The 17,926-nt window shown below is 32.5% G+C and carries 16 protein-coding genes and 1 pseudogene; 16 read left to right on the top strand and 1 reads right to left on the bottom strand.

Annotation, left to right across the window (positions count from 1 at the left end; all coding sequences use genetic code 11):
* Nucleotides 1–41 precede the first annotated feature (41 nt).
* The 8 genes from P700755_RS17275 to P700755_RS17240 all read left to right on the top strand — a co-directional run bounded on the left by P700755_RS17275 (nucleotide 42) and on the right by P700755_RS17240 (nucleotide 7,272).
* Nucleotides 42–788 (top strand): HD domain-containing protein, encoded by a 747-nt coding sequence (locus P700755_RS17275; protein WP_015025903.1) that lies wholly within the window; start codon nucleotides 42–44, stop codon nucleotides 786–788.
* Nucleotides 789–1,095: 307 nt separating this feature from the next.
* On the top strand, nucleotides 1,096–1,686 hold the full coding sequence (locus P700755_RS17270) for a TetR/AcrR family transcriptional regulator (protein WP_015025902.1): 591 nt from the start codon (nucleotides 1,096–1,098) through the stop codon (nucleotides 1,684–1,686).
* A gap of 113 nt (nucleotides 1,687–1,799) precedes the next feature.
* The gene (locus P700755_RS17265) at nucleotides 1,800–2,912 is read left to right on the top strand and encodes a helix-turn-helix domain-containing protein (protein WP_015025901.1); all 1,113 of its coding nucleotides are present in this window, start codon (nucleotides 1,800–1,802) and stop codon (nucleotides 2,910–2,912) included.
* 158 nt (nucleotides 2,913–3,070) lie between these two features.
* Nucleotides 3,071–3,466, top strand: a complete 396-nt coding sequence (locus P700755_RS17260; protein WP_015025900.1) for a lipocalin family protein — start codon at nucleotides 3,071–3,073, stop codon at nucleotides 3,464–3,466.
* A 15-nt stretch (nucleotides 3,467–3,481) separates the two neighbouring features.
* Nucleotides 3,482–4,555, top strand: a complete 1,074-nt coding sequence (locus tag P700755_RS18870) for a hypothetical protein (RefSeq protein WP_015025899.1) — start codon at nucleotides 3,482–3,484, stop codon at nucleotides 4,553–4,555.
* A 173-nt stretch (nucleotides 4,556–4,728) separates the two neighbouring features.
* A complete protein-coding gene (locus tag P700755_RS17250) occupies nucleotides 4,729–5,805 on the top strand; it encodes a DUF418 domain-containing protein (RefSeq protein ID WP_015025898.1) in 1,077 nt (358 codons plus the stop codon).
* 116 nt (nucleotides 5,806–5,921) lie between these two features.
* Nucleotides 5,922–6,491, top strand: coding sequence for a hypothetical protein (locus tag P700755_RS17245; protein WP_015025897.1), 570 nt, complete (start codon nucleotides 5,922–5,924; stop codon nucleotides 6,489–6,491).
* A 34-nt stretch (nucleotides 6,492–6,525) separates the two neighbouring features.
* The gene (locus tag P700755_RS17240) at nucleotides 6,526–7,272 is read left to right on the top strand and encodes a receptor L domain-containing protein (protein ID WP_015025896.1); all 747 of its coding nucleotides are present in this window, start codon (nucleotides 6,526–6,528) and stop codon (nucleotides 7,270–7,272) included.
* Nucleotides 7,273–7,449: 177 nt separating this feature from the next.
* Here P700755_RS17240 and P700755_RS19595 read toward each other — a convergent pair.
* Nucleotides 7,450–7,629, bottom strand: a pseudogene (locus tag P700755_RS19595) (transposase); the annotation flags it as partial.
* Between P700755_RS19595 and P700755_RS17235 the strand changes: the two are divergent.
* From P700755_RS17235 to P700755_RS17200, 8 genes are all read left to right on the top strand, one after another.
* On the top strand, nucleotides 7,607–8,044 hold the full coding sequence (locus P700755_RS17235) for an alpha/beta fold hydrolase (protein ID WP_169314455.1): 438 nt from the start codon (nucleotides 7,607–7,609) through the stop codon (nucleotides 8,042–8,044). The pseudogene P700755_RS19595 and the gene P700755_RS17235 overlap by 23 nt on opposite strands.
* A 248-nt stretch (nucleotides 8,045–8,292) precedes the next feature.
* Nucleotides 8,293–9,528, top strand: a complete 1,236-nt coding sequence (locus tag P700755_RS17230; RefSeq protein ID WP_015025895.1) for a serine hydrolase domain-containing protein — start codon at nucleotides 8,293–8,295, stop codon at nucleotides 9,526–9,528.
* Nucleotides 9,529–9,766: 238 nt separating this feature from the next.
* Nucleotides 9,767–10,351: a CPBP family intramembrane glutamic endopeptidase gene (locus P700755_RS17225; RefSeq protein ID WP_015025894.1), complete on the top strand. Its 585-nt coding sequence runs from the start codon at nucleotides 9,767–9,769 to the stop codon at nucleotides 10,349–10,351.
* 233 nt (nucleotides 10,352–10,584) lie between these two features.
* Nucleotides 10,585–10,848: a hypothetical protein gene (locus tag P700755_RS17220; RefSeq protein WP_157609331.1), complete on the top strand. Its 264-nt coding sequence runs from the start codon at nucleotides 10,585–10,587 to the stop codon at nucleotides 10,846–10,848.
* Between the two features lie 84 nt (nucleotides 10,849–10,932).
* Entirely contained in the window at nucleotides 10,933–12,141 is a 1,209-nt protein-coding gene (locus P700755_RS17215; RefSeq protein ID WP_015025893.1) for a metallophosphoesterase, read from the top strand.
* Nucleotides 12,142–12,426: 285 nt separating this feature from the next.
* A complete protein-coding gene (locus P700755_RS17210) occupies nucleotides 12,427–13,857 on the top strand; it encodes an amidohydrolase family protein (RefSeq protein WP_015025892.1) in 1,431 nt (476 codons plus the stop codon).
* A 186-nt stretch (nucleotides 13,858–14,043) separates the two neighbouring features.
* A complete protein-coding gene (locus tag P700755_RS17205) occupies nucleotides 14,044–16,599 on the top strand; it encodes a CotH kinase family protein (RefSeq protein WP_015025891.1) in 2,556 nt (851 codons plus the stop codon).
* A 292-nt stretch (nucleotides 16,600–16,891) separates the two neighbouring features.
* A complete protein-coding gene (locus P700755_RS17200) occupies nucleotides 16,892–17,557 on the top strand; it encodes a thiamine phosphate synthase (protein WP_015025890.1) in 666 nt (221 codons plus the stop codon).
* The last annotated feature ends 369 nt before the right edge of the window (nucleotides 17,558–17,926 follow it).

Here is a 17,926-nt window from a genome sequence, read left to right as displayed (position 1 = left end):
AGTATGTTTTTATATATTTGCACTATAAATATCTAAACAGCATGTCAAATACAATCACAGATTTAGGAATCATGAATAAAAGTGAAATTTCAAAATTTAAGATTTCACTCATAAAATCTAATCTAAATGAAAATCTAAAGAAAATTTTAGGTCAGGTAGGTTTGAATTCTTATGCGAAATTCAATTTTAAGGATGTAAAAATCCCTGATTCAAAATTAGCACTTTTAGCCATCGAAGAGGCAAATGATATTTACACCCCTATACTTTTAAAACATTGTTATCGGACTTTCTTTTGGAGTGCCGGAATAGCTATTTCAGAAGGAATAAAAACAGATAATGAACTTATCTTTATTTCATCTATATTGCATGATTCTGGTTTAACAGATAAACATAATTCTGTGTGTAGTAGTCAATGTTTCGCAAATTATGGAGGGGATTACGCTAAAGATTTTGTTCTTAATAAAGGGATTAATATGAATAAAGCTAACCTTATTAAAAGGGCAATCGATATGCATTTATATCCTGATGTAGATAAGAAAAAGTTTGGTAATGAATCTTATTTATTATCAAAAGGAGCTGCTATAGATGTAATTGGATCTCATTCTTTTCAACTTCCTAATGCGTTTATAAATAAGACGCAAAACGAATATTCGAGGATTAATTTTAAGCAAGACATCATACAATCTATGGAAACATTAAATCACAAAGAAAATACTAGAGCGGATATACTTTTTAAAATGGGATTTAAAAAGCTTGCGAATAAGAATACATTGGATACCGATTTCTAATATTAAATTTGTAATGTCGTTTAAATAAATTGAATTATACTACGACGTAGCTCAGCACAAGTTTTTTGATTGGTCGAATTTAAAAAATTAGCATAGCCCTAGTCACGGTAATTATTTTTGATAAAAAGCAGACAAAAAAGGCGTGTGCCGAATTCGTTTCGGTAAAACGATTTATTGTGATATTATGGATTTAATTTGGTGTAAACTCATTTAAAATGGAATTCTTTTATTGATCTAAGGCAACTATCTTACTTTTTAAAGTGCATTTAATTTCTTATTTTTTAACTAAACTAATTTATTATCTTCTATGACAAAAGCATCTAATACTCGACATATGATTCTTGAAAATGCATTTGACCTAATTTATAAAAAGGGTTACCAAAACACGAGTATTGACCAGATTATAGCGACTGTAAAAGTGACAAAAGGGGCGTTCTATTATCATTTTAAAACCAAGAACGAAATGGGCATTGCGGTCATCAAGGAAATCATTAAACCAACAATCCAAAACACTTTTAATCTAAAATTACAAAAGGCTTTAAAACCCATCGAGGAAATTTATTTAATAATGAGATCTCTTTTATTAGAAAATCCAATCTTAAAATTTGAATATGGTTGTCCACTGGGAAATTTAACTCAAGAAATGACACCGTGGAATTCCGAATTTACATCAGCGCTCAATGAAGTAACTTTAGACTGGCAAATAACGATTGAAAATACGTTAAAAAAGGAAATAAAAAACGGAACTATAAGTAGTGATGTAGAACCAAAACAAGTTGCCTATTTTATATTATCAAGTTATTGGGGCATTAGAAGTTTAAGTAAAGTATCGAATGATAACGCGTGTTATTATCATTATTTAAAAGAGCTTAAGACTTATTTAAATAATCTAAAATAAGGACGTTTAAGGCAGTATTATTTAACGATAATTTATTAGTTATAACCTAATACAATTTTCGTATTGTATTTATAGGTCTATTGAGACTATCTTTGCCACTTTAATTTATCAACATGAATGTTTTAAGTGTTTTTCCAGTTTTAAGTATAATTTCCGGACTGGTCTTAATTATATTTATTCTATTCAATAAATTTGGATTAGGAAACAACAAAAAAATACGATATGTGTTATCTTCCTTACTTTTTATTTATGTTGTTACGGCATTAGACTACCATCTTTCGATCTCTAACCTGATACCTGCAACCTTTTCTGGAATAACCTACTTTTTCTATCATTTCACAGGCTTATTATTTTACTATTTCATCTCTATTTATACCAAATCCGAAATAAATACAAAAAAATGGATTCCTATAGTGGGGGCCTATACTTTACTTAGAATTTTAGTGTTTCTTCCATTTGATCATGATCAAAACTTACAAGATTTTGTAGCAGCATTGGAGACTTCCAACTACGGCATATTGGTTTTAGTTGAATATGTTTTGGTAAGTTCTATCAATATTGCACTTATGTTTCTTGCTTATAAGAATTTAAAAAAGGCTCCATTACAAATTGAATTAAATGAAAGTCAAAAAAACCTTTACAAGTGGATTAAGACTATTGTTGTCGCAGTGATACTCATGCAAATTGTAGTTTTTGTGACCACCATTCTGGGCAGTTTAGATATTGGTAATTTCAACTTTTACCTAAAATTTGAAACACTTATCTATTCTATATTCTTCTTTATATTCGCCTTTTCTATTATGCATTTTCCAATATTTGCTTATTCTGGAAATTTTGAAGATCTACCCACGTCTACTATTGAGAAATATGCAAAATCTTCATTAACAGATTCTTCAGAGCTTTATGAGCAAATTAAAGAGGTCGTTAATAAGGAACTGCTTTATTTAGATTTTGATTTAAAGTTGAATACCATCGCTGAAAAATTAAATCACTCTATTCATCATATATCACAGGCCATCAATCAGAGCGCTAAAATGAGTTTTCCAGATTTTATTAGCAGCTTCAGAATTGCAGAGGCAAAAAAGAAACTCATAGAGCCTAAACCAGATACAATATTTGCGATTTCCTTAGATGTAGGTTTTAATAGCAAAGCTGCTTTTTACACAGCTTTTAAAAAACATACACAAATGACTCCTACCGAATTTAAAAAACTTCATAAGTCTTAATATTGATTTAACTTACTGATTATAAATGTTTTAAACTAATTTAAAGTGTCTTCCCGATAAATGGAGACACTTTTTTTTGTTCGGTATTATAGGGCGAATCATTTCTACGGCAGTACCTAAATATATTTGCCCCATAAATCATAAACAAAATAATTCGAATGAAAATTTACATCTGGGTCGTCATCATTACTAACTTTTTAATACCGTCCATAACGGGCAAAACACATGTTCAACAAAGCGAAACAAATATGCTATACAATACCTGGTTTCTAGATACCTATAAAATCGAAAGCATGGAGTTCCCACCCAACAAAAGGGAAAAAGGGGATTATATTCTTTTTAATGAAGACATGACTTATACGTCAACATCAGAAGGCAATGTAGAAGAAGGAACTTTTATTCTAAATACAAGCGGTGCTTATGTGTTAATGGTTGATGAAAAAGGGGATAAAGTAAAAGCTTACATCATCTCAATATCAAAGAATTCCTTAATACTAAAATATGATATCAATGAAATTAGTGATGTCGAAGTCCATTATAACAGTTCTATTTAATAAAAATAATAAATAATGAAAAAAATAATAAATAGTTTAGTAGTATTTTTTAGTTGTGCCGTTTGTTTTTCACAGACCACTATAGATTTAAAAATAGTTCCCTTCGAGATTTCGAATCAGAATTTTTATATAGATAAAGTTATCGATAATCGTCTGGAGCAAGACCTTGGAGTTGTAGAAGACAGTTCTAATAAGAAAGTGAAATTGAGTTTTGAGAATGGTACTGCAACAACAATCCAGAACTTTATGGATGTCGTTCTTCCTAAAACAGGTAACAGAGTTCCGATTACTTTAAAGGTTGATCATTTGAAAATTGAAGAAGCACAAACAAGTATAGAAAAGAGAACAGCTCGAGTGTATGTTGAACTCTATTTCTATGCAGAAAACGGAGAAGAACTTTATAAAATCGCTCATTATGAAGAACAGGGTTTTCCAGTGTCGAGTTTAACGGAAATCTACGAAACCCACGAACAAAGAATCCGAGCAGCATTGGAATATTGCTTACGGAGCTACATCAATGCACAAAAAGAAAATACAACTGATAGTTTTACAGAAGATGGAATGCTAGATAATGCGATTTCCCCTAAGGACACATCCACTTTTGAAACCTATGTTCCTTTGGGGAAGTGGTTTAATATGCTAACCTATAAAAGAATGACAGATAAATATAATGAGGGCTGGAATGTTTCATATACTGGATTTTCAGATCATGAAAAAGACCTTATTATTCCTTTTGTAATAGGCTACGGGCAATCTAGGGCTAAATCAGATATAGTACGAGAGCGTGGGTATAGCTTTGCTGATTCGTATACCTTAGGGTTCGGATTCAATGGTTATGTCAAAATAACCCCTGGTGTTTATTTCGATCTTGGTTTAAGTGTCCCTGTTGGATTGGAAGTGTTAAGAGATCTAGAAGACAGAAAATCAACTAATTTTTTAATAGGTCTTCGGGCTAACCAAGGCGTAAAAATAATTCCTTGGAAAGAGTATGGAATCGTGATTGGAGCTGGTCTCTTTCAACAATGGCAGACGTCTAAAGTGATCAATAGAAACTTTGGGTTTGCATTGGAAATAGGAGTTAATTTTTAATTGCATTTTATCTTGGAACGCCTAAACCACGACTACGCAGCTCGAATTAAAACAGTTATAAAATGAGTCTTACCCGATGAATATCCTTGTTTGAAGAATCTCAAATAATGATCTTCTAATAACTGATAGTTTAAAACAATACGCAAACAGTATAGAGATTTAATAAATACATTATGAAACAAAGAATAATAGGAATAGATGTGGCAAGAGCATTGGCAGTTATCGGAATGATTATTGTCAATTTCAAAGTTGTCTTCGGCGAAAATGGACTACCTTGGGTCAGGGCGTTCGCTGGTATTTTTGATGGCAAAGCCGCAGCCACATTCGTTGTTTTAGCGGGAGTTGGTCTTGCTTTAATGACAAACTCTGCCATTAAAAATAATGATCAGGCTAAACTAAAAGTTGCTCGGAGAAGAATAGCAAAAAGAGCTATATTCCTATTCTTTATTGGTATTTCATACATCACAATCTGGCCAGCCGATATTCTGCATTTTTATGGGATTTATATGGCCATCACACTGGTGCTCTTAACTTGTAAAGAAAGAACAATCCTAATTTCAGGTATTTGCATCATTCTCGTGTATCCTATTTTAATAACAGTTTTGAATTACGAGACAGGTTGGATTTTTGCCACTTTAGATTATCAAGATTTTTGGACGTTTAAAGGCTTTATGAGAAATCTATTTTTAAATGGTTTTCATCCCGTAATGCCTTGGACTGCCTTTATGATTTTTGGTTATTGGTTTGGAAAGCAGGATTTACACAACGACAAATTCGTAAAAAAAACATTTTGGATGAGTACCCTCATTTTTATTTCTATTCAAGTGGTATCCTATCTGTCCATCTCAATTTTATCAGAAGGAAACCAAGAAGCTGCTATGGAACTCACTGAAATTTTTGGAACAGACCCAATGCCACCGCTACCCATTTATATGTTTAATGGTATTGCCGTTGCTTTTGCACTCATTTCAGCTTGCATACTCATTGCCAAGAAATTTGAAAACAGTTTTATCATTGATGCTTTAAATAAAACAGGGCAATTGGCATTGACCTTTTATGTCGCACACGTCATTATTGGAATGGGAATTATTGAATTAATAAACCCTTCAAAAATGGGAAATTATTCAATTGAATTTTCGGTAATATATGCCATCCAATTTAGTTTGTTGTGTATCCTATTTGCTATTATTTGGAGAAAATATTACGAATCTGGCCCCTTAGAATGGGTGATCCGAAAAATAACAGATTAAAAACTATATTAAGTTTAACTCCAACAAGTAATCAAATTAAAAAAACACTCTCTTTTTGTAACAAAAAGAAAATTAATTCGTCATAGTATCAACTTATAGAATAAGTAAAATTTAAAATGAAAACAGCAAAATTATTCTTGGTTATTTTAATAGCCATCGCCTGCCAATCCTGCTCTTCTGATTCTGATATAGACCCAGAACCGACTATTGACAATGGAAATGGCATTCATTATAAAGGTGTTTTTTATCCTTTAAATACCGCAATAATTAGGAAAAAAGAGTTTGATGTTTGGAATAGGGCACCAAGTGTCTATATACGTTTATTCAATGCAGATCCGTTATTCGATGCAGATGATCCATTTGTTATAAATCCAAAATGGCTGGACATAAATAAATTTAGTTTTTTTTATGAAGCAACCGAAGTAATGACTCGCACTATATCACCCGTACTTAATTATAACATGCGCATAAATACAGATTATGATGCTTCTCACATTCATTTAGCGACTACAATTCTACGATATCATACCTTACTCCCAGAAAATATAGCCGTTTCTAGTGCTGTGCATATAAACGCTATATCCGCAGATGAAATAGAGTTAGATTGGGAATTTACGCGGCCAGATGGCGAAATTATTACAGGACGTTATAAGGGGACTTATTCAGATGTAAGCACTGAAATTTAATAAATCTAGTACTAAAATTTAACTTAAAAAAATCATGATCAAAAAACAATTATTAGGAATTATCATATTGGTAGTATTAACAATCTCATGTTCTTCAGATGATAACCTTGCAGAATTAACAACCCAACTGGAAGGAAATTTGGAAATCCGCTCGCTTAAAGATTTAGAAGACCCAGATATCCAACAGTATAAGATAATTAATGGGAATTTAATTATCAAATATACATATGATGTAGAAGACTTAAGTAAATTAGAAAATTTAGAAAAAATTAATGGTGGTATATTTATTAAGTACAATGATAACTTGAAATCTTTAAAGGGTTTAGAAAATATTATGGAATTAGATTTTTTGGAAATTGAATATAACCGAGAACTTACTTCATTATCTGGACTTACTAACTTAAGCAATGTTTCTGGTGGGGTAAGTATTGTAAAAAATAGTATTTTGAAAAATTTAAATTATTTTAATAGTCTAACTAATATTGGCACCCAACTTTTTCTTTCTAACAATACATCATTAACCACCCTAAATGGGCTAGAAAATTTAGAGAAAATCCCTCTGATATTAATCTTTAATAATATTAATTTAATTACTATAAATGGTTTAGAAGGACTTACTTCTTGTGATGATATTAGAATTGTTTCCAACGATTCATTGACTGATTTTTGCTCTTTAATAGTATTTGCGCAAGAAAATAGCCAAACGATTTTGTTTTCAGCTAGATTCAACAGCTATAATCCTTCTTTAGATGACTTAGTTAATAATAATTGTTCTAACTAAAGCAAGCTATTTCCAATAACGTAAACACCTCTTAAATAGCTAGGTCACTGCTTAATAAAAGTTGAAATATAGTTGCGAGGTTAACAATTCCCAGTAGCTGTTAAGATAAATTTGACTTGTTAAATAAGAAAAGATAATAGGTATAAGCGTTTAGGTCGTACTTGTTAAGTGTTTATTTTATTGGTTTAAATTGTAATTTACCATTTTTCTTATTAACACATCAAATACTGTATCCATATTTGACCTTCTGTTGTATTTAAAATGGTATTCATCAAGATAATTTTGCGTACGCTCTCTACTGCAATGATGATGAATTCCACGAAGCCATCCTTTTATGTTCATTATATGTATATGCAATTCTTTAAAGTTTTTTCCATCTTCTGAAAACAATTTAAGACCAGAGATGAAAAAGAGTGAGGTTATCACAGAATCAGAAAATCTATTATCTGCAAGTCAGCTACCAAAATTAATAGCCGAAAACGCAATGCCTACTTATAAACGAGATATATATATTGGAAAAACACCTGAGAATATGCCGCCAACTCTAATTATACATGGAACCTTAGACCCTAAAACTCATATTTCTGGTGCCATTCGTAATTTTGAGCAACTATCAAAAAATAATCCTGTTACTTTTATAAAGGTCACAGATGCACCCCACTTTATAGCTCTTTTTGCCCCAGATAGTTTTGCCGCAGTTGTTTCCAAATTTATAAAAGGTCAACCTATAAAAAATAAAACAATAAGTGATAAAAATACAACATTGAAATAGAAAATCGCCATCTCACTTAGTGGCTTTAAAGGCTAGTAGGTAACAAGATATAAAAATAATAAGGGTCAAATGCCAAACTGAAAGTTGGTGCACGCTAACAAAGTCAGCCAAATTTAAACTTTGACGGTTTAAAGAAAAATAAGTAAGTTTTAAACCCTTACTATTTTTATACTAGGCGTTAGATACCACTTCAATCGTAACAAATTAAACTTTTGTTAGTAGTACCAATCATTAATCAAACAATCAAAATGAAAATTATACTACTATTCCTCCTTGTTTTAACTTTAATTTATTTGATTTTACCAAATCAAAAAATAAAAAGTAATGCCGCTAAAAATAGTGATGACTATATTATAGCTAAAATGGAAGAAATAGCAATTCCTGGAATGGCTGTTTCTGTAATAAGAGATGGGGAAGTCGTTTTATTAAAGGGCTATGGATATGCAAACGTAAAAAGTCAAAAAAAAGTTGACATACATACACCCTTCTATATTGCTTCAATTAGCAAACCTATTTTAGGCATAGCTCTATTAAAATTGGTCGATCAAGAAAAACTGGATTTAAATCAAGATATTAATTCCTATTTGCCATTCAGAATAGATAACCCAAACTATAGTTTAAAAGCAATCACTGTTCATAATTTGGCTACGCATACCTCAAGTATAAATGATTATTATGATATTGATAATTATGCGATTAGTAAAAATGCCGAAATATCACTTTCTAAACATATCAAAAGCCTACTCACACCGAGTGGCAATTTATACAACCAAGGAGAGTTCTTCAAGAATACTCCTGCCGGAACTGAAAGAGAATATAGTAATCTTGGAGCAGGAGTTGCTGGTTTAGTTTTAGAATCTATCACAAAAGAAAGTCTTGCTGAATTTACTTCTAGAGAAATATTCCATCCTTTAAAAATGGAAAATACCGGATGGTCACTAGCAGAATTTGAAATGAATAAATTAGCTACGCGCTATAATGTAAAACAATGTGTTCCGTTTTTTAATTTATGCGCCGATACGAATACACCTATCACTAATTATTTGATTTCCAAAATTTTCAATCCCCCTTTTGAGAATAAAACCTTTATTGAATATCCTCACTATGGAAATCATCAATATCCAGATGAAGGTCTAACGGCTAGTATTAATGACCTAAGCATTTTAATAAAAACAGTGTTTAATAAAGGAAAAAAGGGTGATTATAATTTACTGTCAGAAGATTCTTTTAATGAGATGTTTAAACTCCAACTTCCCGATTCATTAAGTACTCGACAGCGTTTTTTCTGGAGAGACAATAAAGCCGGTTTAACAGGCCATTCTGGTTCCGACCCTGGGGTATTCACCAGTGTGTATTTTGATTTAGAAAAGCAGGATGCAGTTATCATTTTAATGAATAGGGACGTTGATCCAGTAACAGAAAATGCTATGGATGACATAAGAAATAAGGTATTGAATTATAGCCAAGAGAGTGTGAACGACTAATTTAAAAAATGAATGGAAACACAGCATATAATTTATTGCTAGTCCTCACCTACTTACAAAAATATTTGCGAATTTTCAATTTGATAATTATTTATTAAGTGAATTGCTGAAACACGCATCGAAATCATTATAAAACACACTAGCAAAAACGATCCTAGATGGCACAAGAAGTTGCTCATAAATAATAGCCATTGAGAACAGTTCTGTTAATATAGTTTTCAATTTTAAAAGACATGTTATGAATAAAAAGTCAATTTATATTTTTTTAATTTCCATGATTTTTTTATGGGGTTCATTTGTTGTCGTTAGTTTGTTTTCTGACCCAATGGGATTTATTTCATATTTAGGATTTGCAAATAGTAATAGTGGAACTGCCTTAAGTTGGGCATTGGCATTATTAATAGTGGTTTTATATTGCTTAAGTGCAGCAAAACTATCAGAAGTAAAGTACCATATGTTCAAAATGGATAAACTAAAAGTAGTCGCAATTCTTGCAGCTGTCTTTGCAGGAATAATGGAAGAGGTTATTTATAGAAAATGGATTATGGATTATCTCGACTCACATGATTTCTCTGTTATAGTGCAGGTCATATTATCAGGTTTAGCTTTTGGAATCATCCATCTTTTATGGGGAATAAAAAACAAAAAAGCTGGGGTAAATGCTTTTATTTCCACATCCTTATTAGGCTTTGCTTTAGCCATTGTGTACTTAGTCTCAGAGCGAAGTTTAGCACCGTGCATAGTTGCTCATTTTATGATAACAGCACTTATAGAACCCGGTTTATTAGTTGCTGCAAAAAATGATAAAATAGGATACTGGTGAAAAAATCTAAAGAGGCCCTTTAACGAAATCGAATTATATAATATGCTATAGACAAAGGTCCTTTTTGTTACAAGTAGAAAACATCGTTATAGAGATTATTTAGAACAAAAATATCCATACCCAACCCAACAAGTCATCAAATTAAAGAAAACGCTCTCTTTTTGTAACAAAAAGAACATTAATTCGTCATAGTATCAACCTAAAGGATAAATAAAATTTATTTAAAATTTAAAATGAAAACGGCAAAATTATTCTTAGTTATTTTAATAGCCATCGCCAGCCAATCCTGCTCTTCTGATTCTGATATAGACCCAGAACCGACTATTGACAATGGAAATGGCATTCATTATAAAGGTGTTTTTTATCCTTTAAATACCGCAATAATTAGTAAAAAAGAGTTTAATGTTTGGAATCATGGACCAAATGTCTATATACGTTTATTCAATGCAGATGAAATAGATTTTGAATTTGCGCGCGGCCAGATGGCGAAATTATAAAAGGACGTTATAAGGGGACTTATTCAGATGTTATCACTTAAAATTAATAAATCTAGTACTAGAATTTAACTTAAAAAGATAAAAATGTTAAAAAAAATAATGAAACTGCTTTGTGCTTTCTTACTTATTGTAATCGCATCTATTGCCTTGATTAGTAGAGTTACAGGAATTGGAATAAAAGCACCCGATGGTCGCTATTTGGGGTACTCAAATGAATGGTTATTTCTCGACTATCAAAATATTCCTGTTCGTCAAGATGGTCCTTATGTTCTAACCGAAAATGATACGCGTTATGCCCTTTATATCAATGGAGATGGCAAAGCTCCTTCCGAGGTACTTCGCCAAGACGTAACAAACGAAGTTGAAGTTATAGCAGACAATGATGAAGGGACTCAATTTACAGTTCCTTTGCGAAAAGCTCATCAACGTTCAGAATTGAGTATTCCGAGTCCTAAAAAGCTGTTCGCTATCTCAGACCTTGAAGGTGAGTTTGACTCTATGGTTCATTTATTACAGGGAAACGGTGTAATAGATCATGCTTTAAATTGGAGTTATGGCTCTGGTCATTTAGTCTTAATTGGTGACATGGTTGATCGCGGTAGGAATGTTGTTCCTCTGCTATGGTTAATTTACAAATTAGAGGGGGAAGCTAAGTTTGCTGGTGGAGATGTTCATTTTGTATTGGGCAATCATGAACGCTATTTATTAGATGGGAGAACCAAGTCCGTCGCCTCTAAATATTATGGCACTTTTCGCACTACAGAAATGTCTCAACGGGAATTATGGTCTGAAAAATCAGAATTGGGACGCTGGTTAAGAAGTAAACCTGTGATGCTGAAAATTGGGAGTACTTTGTTTGTACATGCTGGCATCTCTCCTAAAGTATTAGGCATGAATCCTACACTTCAATCCATTGACAAGGAAGCAGAAAATAATTTTGTGACTGATGATGTAATAAGAAGGAATATTGACGGCAGTGTGATACATGATGCCAATGGCATACTATTTTATAGAGGTTTAGCGCTAGACAGGAGTGCAGATGATCTTGGCGAAAAAGCGAGCACAGCGCATGTGAATCAGGTACTTGAAAAATTTAAAGTAGATAGAATAGCTATTGGACATACTTTGGCTGCAAATATTAGCCATGACTATGATGAAAAAGTTGTACGTGTTGATGTACATCATTCGGGTGAGGTTAGTGAAGGCCTATTCATAAAAGACAATACACTATGGCGAGCCGATGACAAAGGGACTATGTTTCCGCTAAAACAGGTGGGAAATAGTACGGAATAAAACAAATGCTATTTATTGCGTCATTATAGGTCTAATTTGGTATAAGGTATATTAACCTTTAGTTATGGTGCTATACTTAAAGGTGAATGTGGTATTGTAACTATTTCGTTCAAAAAATTTAGTGCTGAATGAAAATAGTTTAAAGGGTCTGGGTTAAATTCTTGATGTATAGGTCAACAGTACTGAGTCGGATAGTATATCTTTAGTAAGTAGACATTGTAAAAAAGCAAGTTGGTCCCTTTTTGATGAGTATCACATAGAATACTAGCAATTATTAAATTCAGTATGAAAATAGTAAAACGAGTTCTTAAATTTATCGCCATACTCATTGGGATTTTACTAATATCTACAGTCATTGTGGTACTCATAGATCAACAAAGCACCAACTATTTAAAAATTAAGAACAATAAATTTGCTAATAACACCTATCTAATTACCAATGCAAATATTATCCCAATGAATCAAGACACCATTTTAGTTGACAAAATGGTGTACATAAAAGAAGGTTTAATTCAAAACATATCGGATAATATTGAAATAAAGGGTGTTGAAATTATCGATGCAAAAAACAAATACCTAAGCCCTGGTCTTATCGATATGCATGTTCATGTATGGGATAGATATGAACTTGGGGTATATCTATCCAATGGTATTACTTCTGTTCGTAATTTATGGGGTATGCCTATGCATTTAAGACTTAAAGAAGATATAGAAAATAATAAAATTATTGCTCCAATATTCTTTACAAGTGGTCCAAAACTGACGGGACCAGAATTTATTGGAGATGACAATTTACATCTAGTAAGCCCAATTGAGGCCAAAGAAAAAGTGATTTCATATAAAAAAAGAGGCTACGATTTTATTAAAACCTATTATGGTTTAACTGAAGATATATTTGATGCTGTTATTGAACAAGCACTGGTTTCTAATATGGATATCGTTGCACATCCTTCTCATAAAGTACCTTACTCCTATCACTTTAATCCACAAATAAAATCTATAGAACATGCTGAGGATATTATACAGCAACCTCTAAATTATACACTAGATACACTGAAATTAAAGGAAGTAATTACAGATTTTAAAAAATCGAAACACATCGCTTTTAGTCCGACTTTGACGGTTTACAATAACATTTATCAAATGCTTATCGATGATAATATCTTAGAAACAGAAGCCTTGCAATTCATGAATCCTCTTATTAAAAAAGTAGATAGCAAAGCCCAATTTGACCGATGGACTACTAGTAAATTAAAAGACTCTTCAGTAGTAAACACGATAAAAAAACAACATGAATTTCATTTGGAAATCATCAAAAAGTTACATGAAGTTGATGTTACTTTTATCTGTGGCACTGATGCTGGAATAGGTGTAACTGTCCCTGGGTTTTCTATTCATCAAGAACTTGCTTTTTATAAAGAAGCTGGACTTTCTAATTATGAAGTACTAAAAACAGCAACACTAAATGCTTCAAAAACGCATTCCATTATGAACACTATGGGAACCATTGAAGTTGGTAAAATTGCTAACCTACTATTAATTGATGATAATCCTCTATTAGACTTGTCTGCATTAAAAAATCCTACATACGTTTTTGTAAAGGGAAGAAAACTGGATAGAGAAACTCTAGATAGTTTTGAAAATAAGGCAAGGAACCGAAGTAATTTAATTGCTTCAGCTTTGAGATACTTGGAAAATATGATAGTTGAAAAGTAAACTAACTCAACAACAGATATAATTAGTTGCTATAAAATTTCCACGTGAAAAATGGCGTTAAGCAGTTGACTACTGATGTTTATTATAAAGCTGAAATGAAAAAATAGGATACTGTATAGTTTTTGTATAGTACGATTTGCATTTAAAAAAACTTATATAGGTTAACTTTGTATATAAAAACAATTTATGAAACACTTGCTTCTTGTCGCAACTAGTATATGTTTTTCCTTAACTCTTTTTTCACAAGTTTCAAATCTAAATGACGATTTTGAAGGTGACGGAAACATAAATACATGGACAGAAGACGCCTGTACAATTAATGTGCTGTTTTCAAACCCATTTCCTGAAGAAATAAACACCTCTAATACTGTAATGAAATATGAAGACAGTGGCGGTCAATATGCAAATGTTCGTTTTCAGACCAATGAAAATTTTGATCTTACTGTTAATAGTTCTTTTTCTCTGAAAATTTATGTTCCTTCTAATAGCATTACTGGAACACAACCAAATCAAATTTCATTAAAATTACAAGATGGCACTATCGACCAACCTTGGACTACACAATCTGAAATTATAAAACCTATTGTACTAGATCAATGGCAAGACGTTTCTTTTAACTTTGCTACTGACAATTATATCAACTTCGATGTAGATTCACCTGATCCAACTACCCGAACAGACTTTAATAGAGTTCTACTTCAAGTCAATTCAGAAAACAACTTTGATTTTGTAATGGCTTATATCGATGACTTTTTATACGAGTCAAGGGTTTGTGGAGAAGATGTGGACACGGAAGCATTTACAGATAGTAATTTACCTATTGTTATTATAGAAACCGATAACGGTGATGAAATTCCTGATGATCCTCGAATTTTTGGTTCGATGAAAATAATTCAAAGACCTGATGGAGCCAGAAATTTTGTATGTGATGCTGACAATGAAGAATTCTTAGATTATTCAGGTACAATAAGCATCGAAATTCGAGGGTCTTCATCTCAACTTTTACCTAAAAAGCCGTATGGATTTTCTACCTTATCAGATGATGGTTCAGAAAATGATAACGTAAAATTGCTGGGAATGCCAAAGGAAAATGACTGGATTTTGAATTCATTTGCTTTTGATAAAAGTATGATGCGTGATTTTATCAGTTATGAAATGGCAAGGCAAATGGGACAATATGCTGTGAATTTAAAATATTGTGAGGTGGTACTCAATGGCGATTACATAGGTCTATACGCGCTTTCAGAAAAGATAAAACGCGATGGAGACCGTGTGGACATCGCAAAGCTAGCTGACGATGAAAATACATTTCCAGAGGTTACAGGAGGATATATTATGCAGACTGATAGACCTGATGATGATGACCCTGAAGCTTGGAACAATAACGGAGCCGGATATATCCATGAGAAACCAAACTCAGATGATATTACAGAAGAACAATCTGCATACATTGAATCTGTCTTTCGAAACCTAGACCAAACGGCTACTAATTCTGATATTATAAATGGCTATCCTTCGGTTATTGATGTGCCTTCATTTATAGATTATATGTTGGTGGCAGAAATGGCTTCAAATGTAGATGCCTATGCACTCAGTACTTATTATCATAAGGATCGAGGCGGCAAATTAAGAGCAGGTCCAGTTTGGGATTATAACCTAACGTATGGCAATGATTTATTTCAATTTGGTTTTGACCGAAGTTTTACGGATGTATGGCAATTTGAATTTAGTAATACAGGGGCTAATTTTTGGAATGATCTTTTTGCAGACCCCACATTTAAATGTTATTTATCTAAGCGATTTAATGAACTCACACGAGCTGAAGAGCCCTTAAATTACGATTACATATCCAATTTAATTGATAGCACTGCTGCATTGATTTCAGAAGCTTTAGTTCGTGAGGATGAACGCTGGAATACAATAGATGATTTTTCAGGAGAGGTCACCACTATGAAAAGCTGGATACAAGAGAGAATTACCTGGATGGGAATCGAACTTGGTGACTTTTCAAGTTGTAACTCGGTACAAACGCCATCTTTGGTTATCACCAAAATTGATTACAATCCTCAAGAAACAGATATATTTCCAGAAAGTGACGACTTAGAATTTATAGAAATTCAAAATAGTGGAAGTACAGTTGTAGATCTTACAGGAATATACTTGATCAAACTAGGTGTCTCCTATCAATTTCATCAAAATGAAACTATTGCAGCTGGAGAATCTCTTTATTTGGTAGGAAATGCAACACGTTTTCAGGATAAATACGGGATAGTTCCTTTTGATACATTTACCAGAGATTTATCGAACAAAAGTCAGAATTTAGTGTTATCAGACGCTTTTGGAAATCTGATTGATCAAGTGGAATATTTGGATGAAGCACCTTGGCCAGAAACTGCGGATGGTGATGGTTTTTATTTAGAACTTATAAATGTTAATTCTGATAACTCTTTAGCTAGCAATTGGATAGCAAGTTCTGCAGTTCTAAGTACCGACAATTTTGATACTGGTAAAGTTGATTTCACCATATATCCAAATCCAGCAGAAGAAAAGCTGATGATAGAATCGGTACAAACCATACAAGAAATTTCGATTTACAACCTTCTTGGACAGCAAGTAAAAACATTTCAAATCAATTTCAAATCAGGAGAAATTAATATTAATGACCTTAATACGGGAGCGTATATTTTAAATTTGAAGTTAGTTGATGGTGCTAAGGTTTCGACTATGATTTTTAAAAAATAGGTTTAGTTTCAAGGTCTATTAAATTAAAAAAGGGGTGGTTTTTTAATTCAGAATACTCATTTTATTTTACGCATATTCCACTAAGCTCCTATCCCTTCGACTAGACTTAGGACAGGCTGGTTTTTTAAATAGTGGCTGGTCGAAAACAGACGAATTTTATAAATTGGCATCAATGAATACCCAATGACTTTCTTTACAACGTCATTTAAAGAAATCTTTGTCGTTGGGCAGTTAAACATTTGTATTTTTGCATGGCGTCTAATTTTAATATTTTTGAATCAAGAATTAAGATATGGTTATACCTAAACTACATTATATATCCCAGGGGAACTCTCCAGAAGAACATCTAGAAAACATCCAAAAAGCCTGTTCTTATGGTGCAGAATTAGTACAACTAAACTTAAAAAGCAATTCTAAGGATACTGCAGGCATTTCAGAAAAAAAATTCTTAAAAATAGCAGAAGCCGCTAGAGAAACCACCACACATTTTCAAACCCGATTAATTATTAACGGTGATTATAAAATTGCAAAAACTCTTAAAGCAGATGGTGTGTATTTAGGACCCACAGATCCTTGCCCTACTGAAGCTAGAACACATTTATACACTTGGCAAAGTATTGGGGGAATAGCAAATACCTTACAAGAGTGCGAAACATTATTAGATAAAGAAATAGACTATATCCGCTTAGGTCCTTTTAGAGAAACCACTACGAAAGCTAACACACCTCCAGTTTTGGGCTTAGACGGTTATAGAGCGATAACGGATGTCTTAAAAACCCCAATACCCATTATAGGCGTTGGTGGGATTACCACAAAAGATGTTGCTGCCCTATTGGAAATAGGTATTGTTGGTGTTGCTGTATCTACCGAGATTACACGTGATTTTAATCGCATAAGACAGTTTAACCAATTGCTAGATGCCTCTTCAACAGCAGAGCAACGCCATACGTTTGAATAGTACGAACACTGTTTTAAAACGAAAAATTTTATTCTCGATACTAATGTCACTCATGAAAATAAGTAAAGTAGACTAGCATTGGTTGGTTGTGAAAGCTCATATTAAGTTGTTTTGTCTCATCGAATATTCCGACTTTCCTATCGGGATGTATCGAGATGTTTCTTGTTATATAAAGAGTTCTCGGTACATATTTCACTCATAAAAATGAGTAAAGTAAACTAGCATTGGTTGGTTGTGAAAGCTCATATTAAGTTGTTTTGTCTCATCGAGTATTCCGACTTCCACGTCGGCATGTATCGAGATGTTTCTTGTTATATAAAGAGTTCTCGATACTAATTTCACTGATAGAAATGAATAAAATAAACTAGC

Source organism: Psychroflexus torquis ATCC 700755, assembly GCF_000153485.2.
In the GTDB taxonomy this organism is placed as follows: Bacteria; Bacteroidota; Bacteroidia; order Flavobacteriales; family Flavobacteriaceae; genus Psychroflexus; species Psychroflexus torquis.
This window is presented reverse-complemented; position numbering and strand designations above follow the sequence as displayed.

Coding starts and splice junctions, on each gene's coding strand:
- P700755_RS17275 (WP_015025903.1), top strand. CDS start 42: ATGTCAAATACAATCACAGATTTAGGAATCATGAATAAAAGTGAAATT.
- P700755_RS17270 (WP_015025902.1), top strand. CDS start 1,096: ATGACAAAAGCATCTAATACTCGACATATGATTCTTGAAAATGCATTT.
- P700755_RS17265 (WP_015025901.1), top strand. CDS start 1,800: ATGAATGTTTTAAGTGTTTTTCCAGTTTTAAGTATAATTTCCGGACTG.
- P700755_RS17260 (WP_015025900.1), top strand. CDS start 3,071: ATGAAAATTTACATCTGGGTCGTCATCATTACTAACTTTTTAATACCG.
- P700755_RS18870 (WP_015025899.1), top strand. CDS start 3,482: ATGAAAAAAATAATAAATAGTTTAGTAGTATTTTTTAGTTGTGCCGTT.
- P700755_RS17250 (WP_015025898.1), top strand. CDS start 4,729: ATGAAACAAAGAATAATAGGAATAGATGTGGCAAGAGCATTGGCAGTT.
- P700755_RS17245 (WP_015025897.1), top strand. CDS start 5,922: ATGAAAACAGCAAAATTATTCTTGGTTATTTTAATAGCCATCGCCTGC.
- P700755_RS17240 (WP_015025896.1), top strand. CDS start 6,526: ATGATCAAAAAACAATTATTAGGAATTATCATATTGGTAGTATTAACA.
- P700755_RS17235 (WP_169314455.1), top strand. CDS start 7,607: ATGTTCATTATATGTATATGCAATTCTTTAAAGTTTTTTCCATCTTCT.
- P700755_RS17230 (WP_015025895.1), top strand. CDS start 8,293: ATGAAAATTATACTACTATTCCTCCTTGTTTTAACTTTAATTTATTTG.
- P700755_RS17225 (WP_015025894.1), top strand. CDS start 9,767: ATGAATAAAAAGTCAATTTATATTTTTTTAATTTCCATGATTTTTTTA.
- P700755_RS17220 (WP_157609331.1), top strand. CDS start 10,585: ATGAAAACGGCAAAATTATTCTTAGTTATTTTAATAGCCATCGCCAGC.
- P700755_RS17215 (WP_015025893.1), top strand. CDS start 10,933: ATGTTAAAAAAAATAATGAAACTGCTTTGTGCTTTCTTACTTATTGTA.
- P700755_RS17210 (WP_015025892.1), top strand. CDS start 12,427: ATGAAAATAGTAAAACGAGTTCTTAAATTTATCGCCATACTCATTGGG.
- P700755_RS17205 (WP_015025891.1), top strand. CDS start 14,044: ATGAAACACTTGCTTCTTGTCGCAACTAGTATATGTTTTTCCTTAACT.
- P700755_RS17200 (WP_015025890.1), top strand. CDS start 16,892: ATGGTTATACCTAAACTACATTATATATCCCAGGGGAACTCTCCAGAA.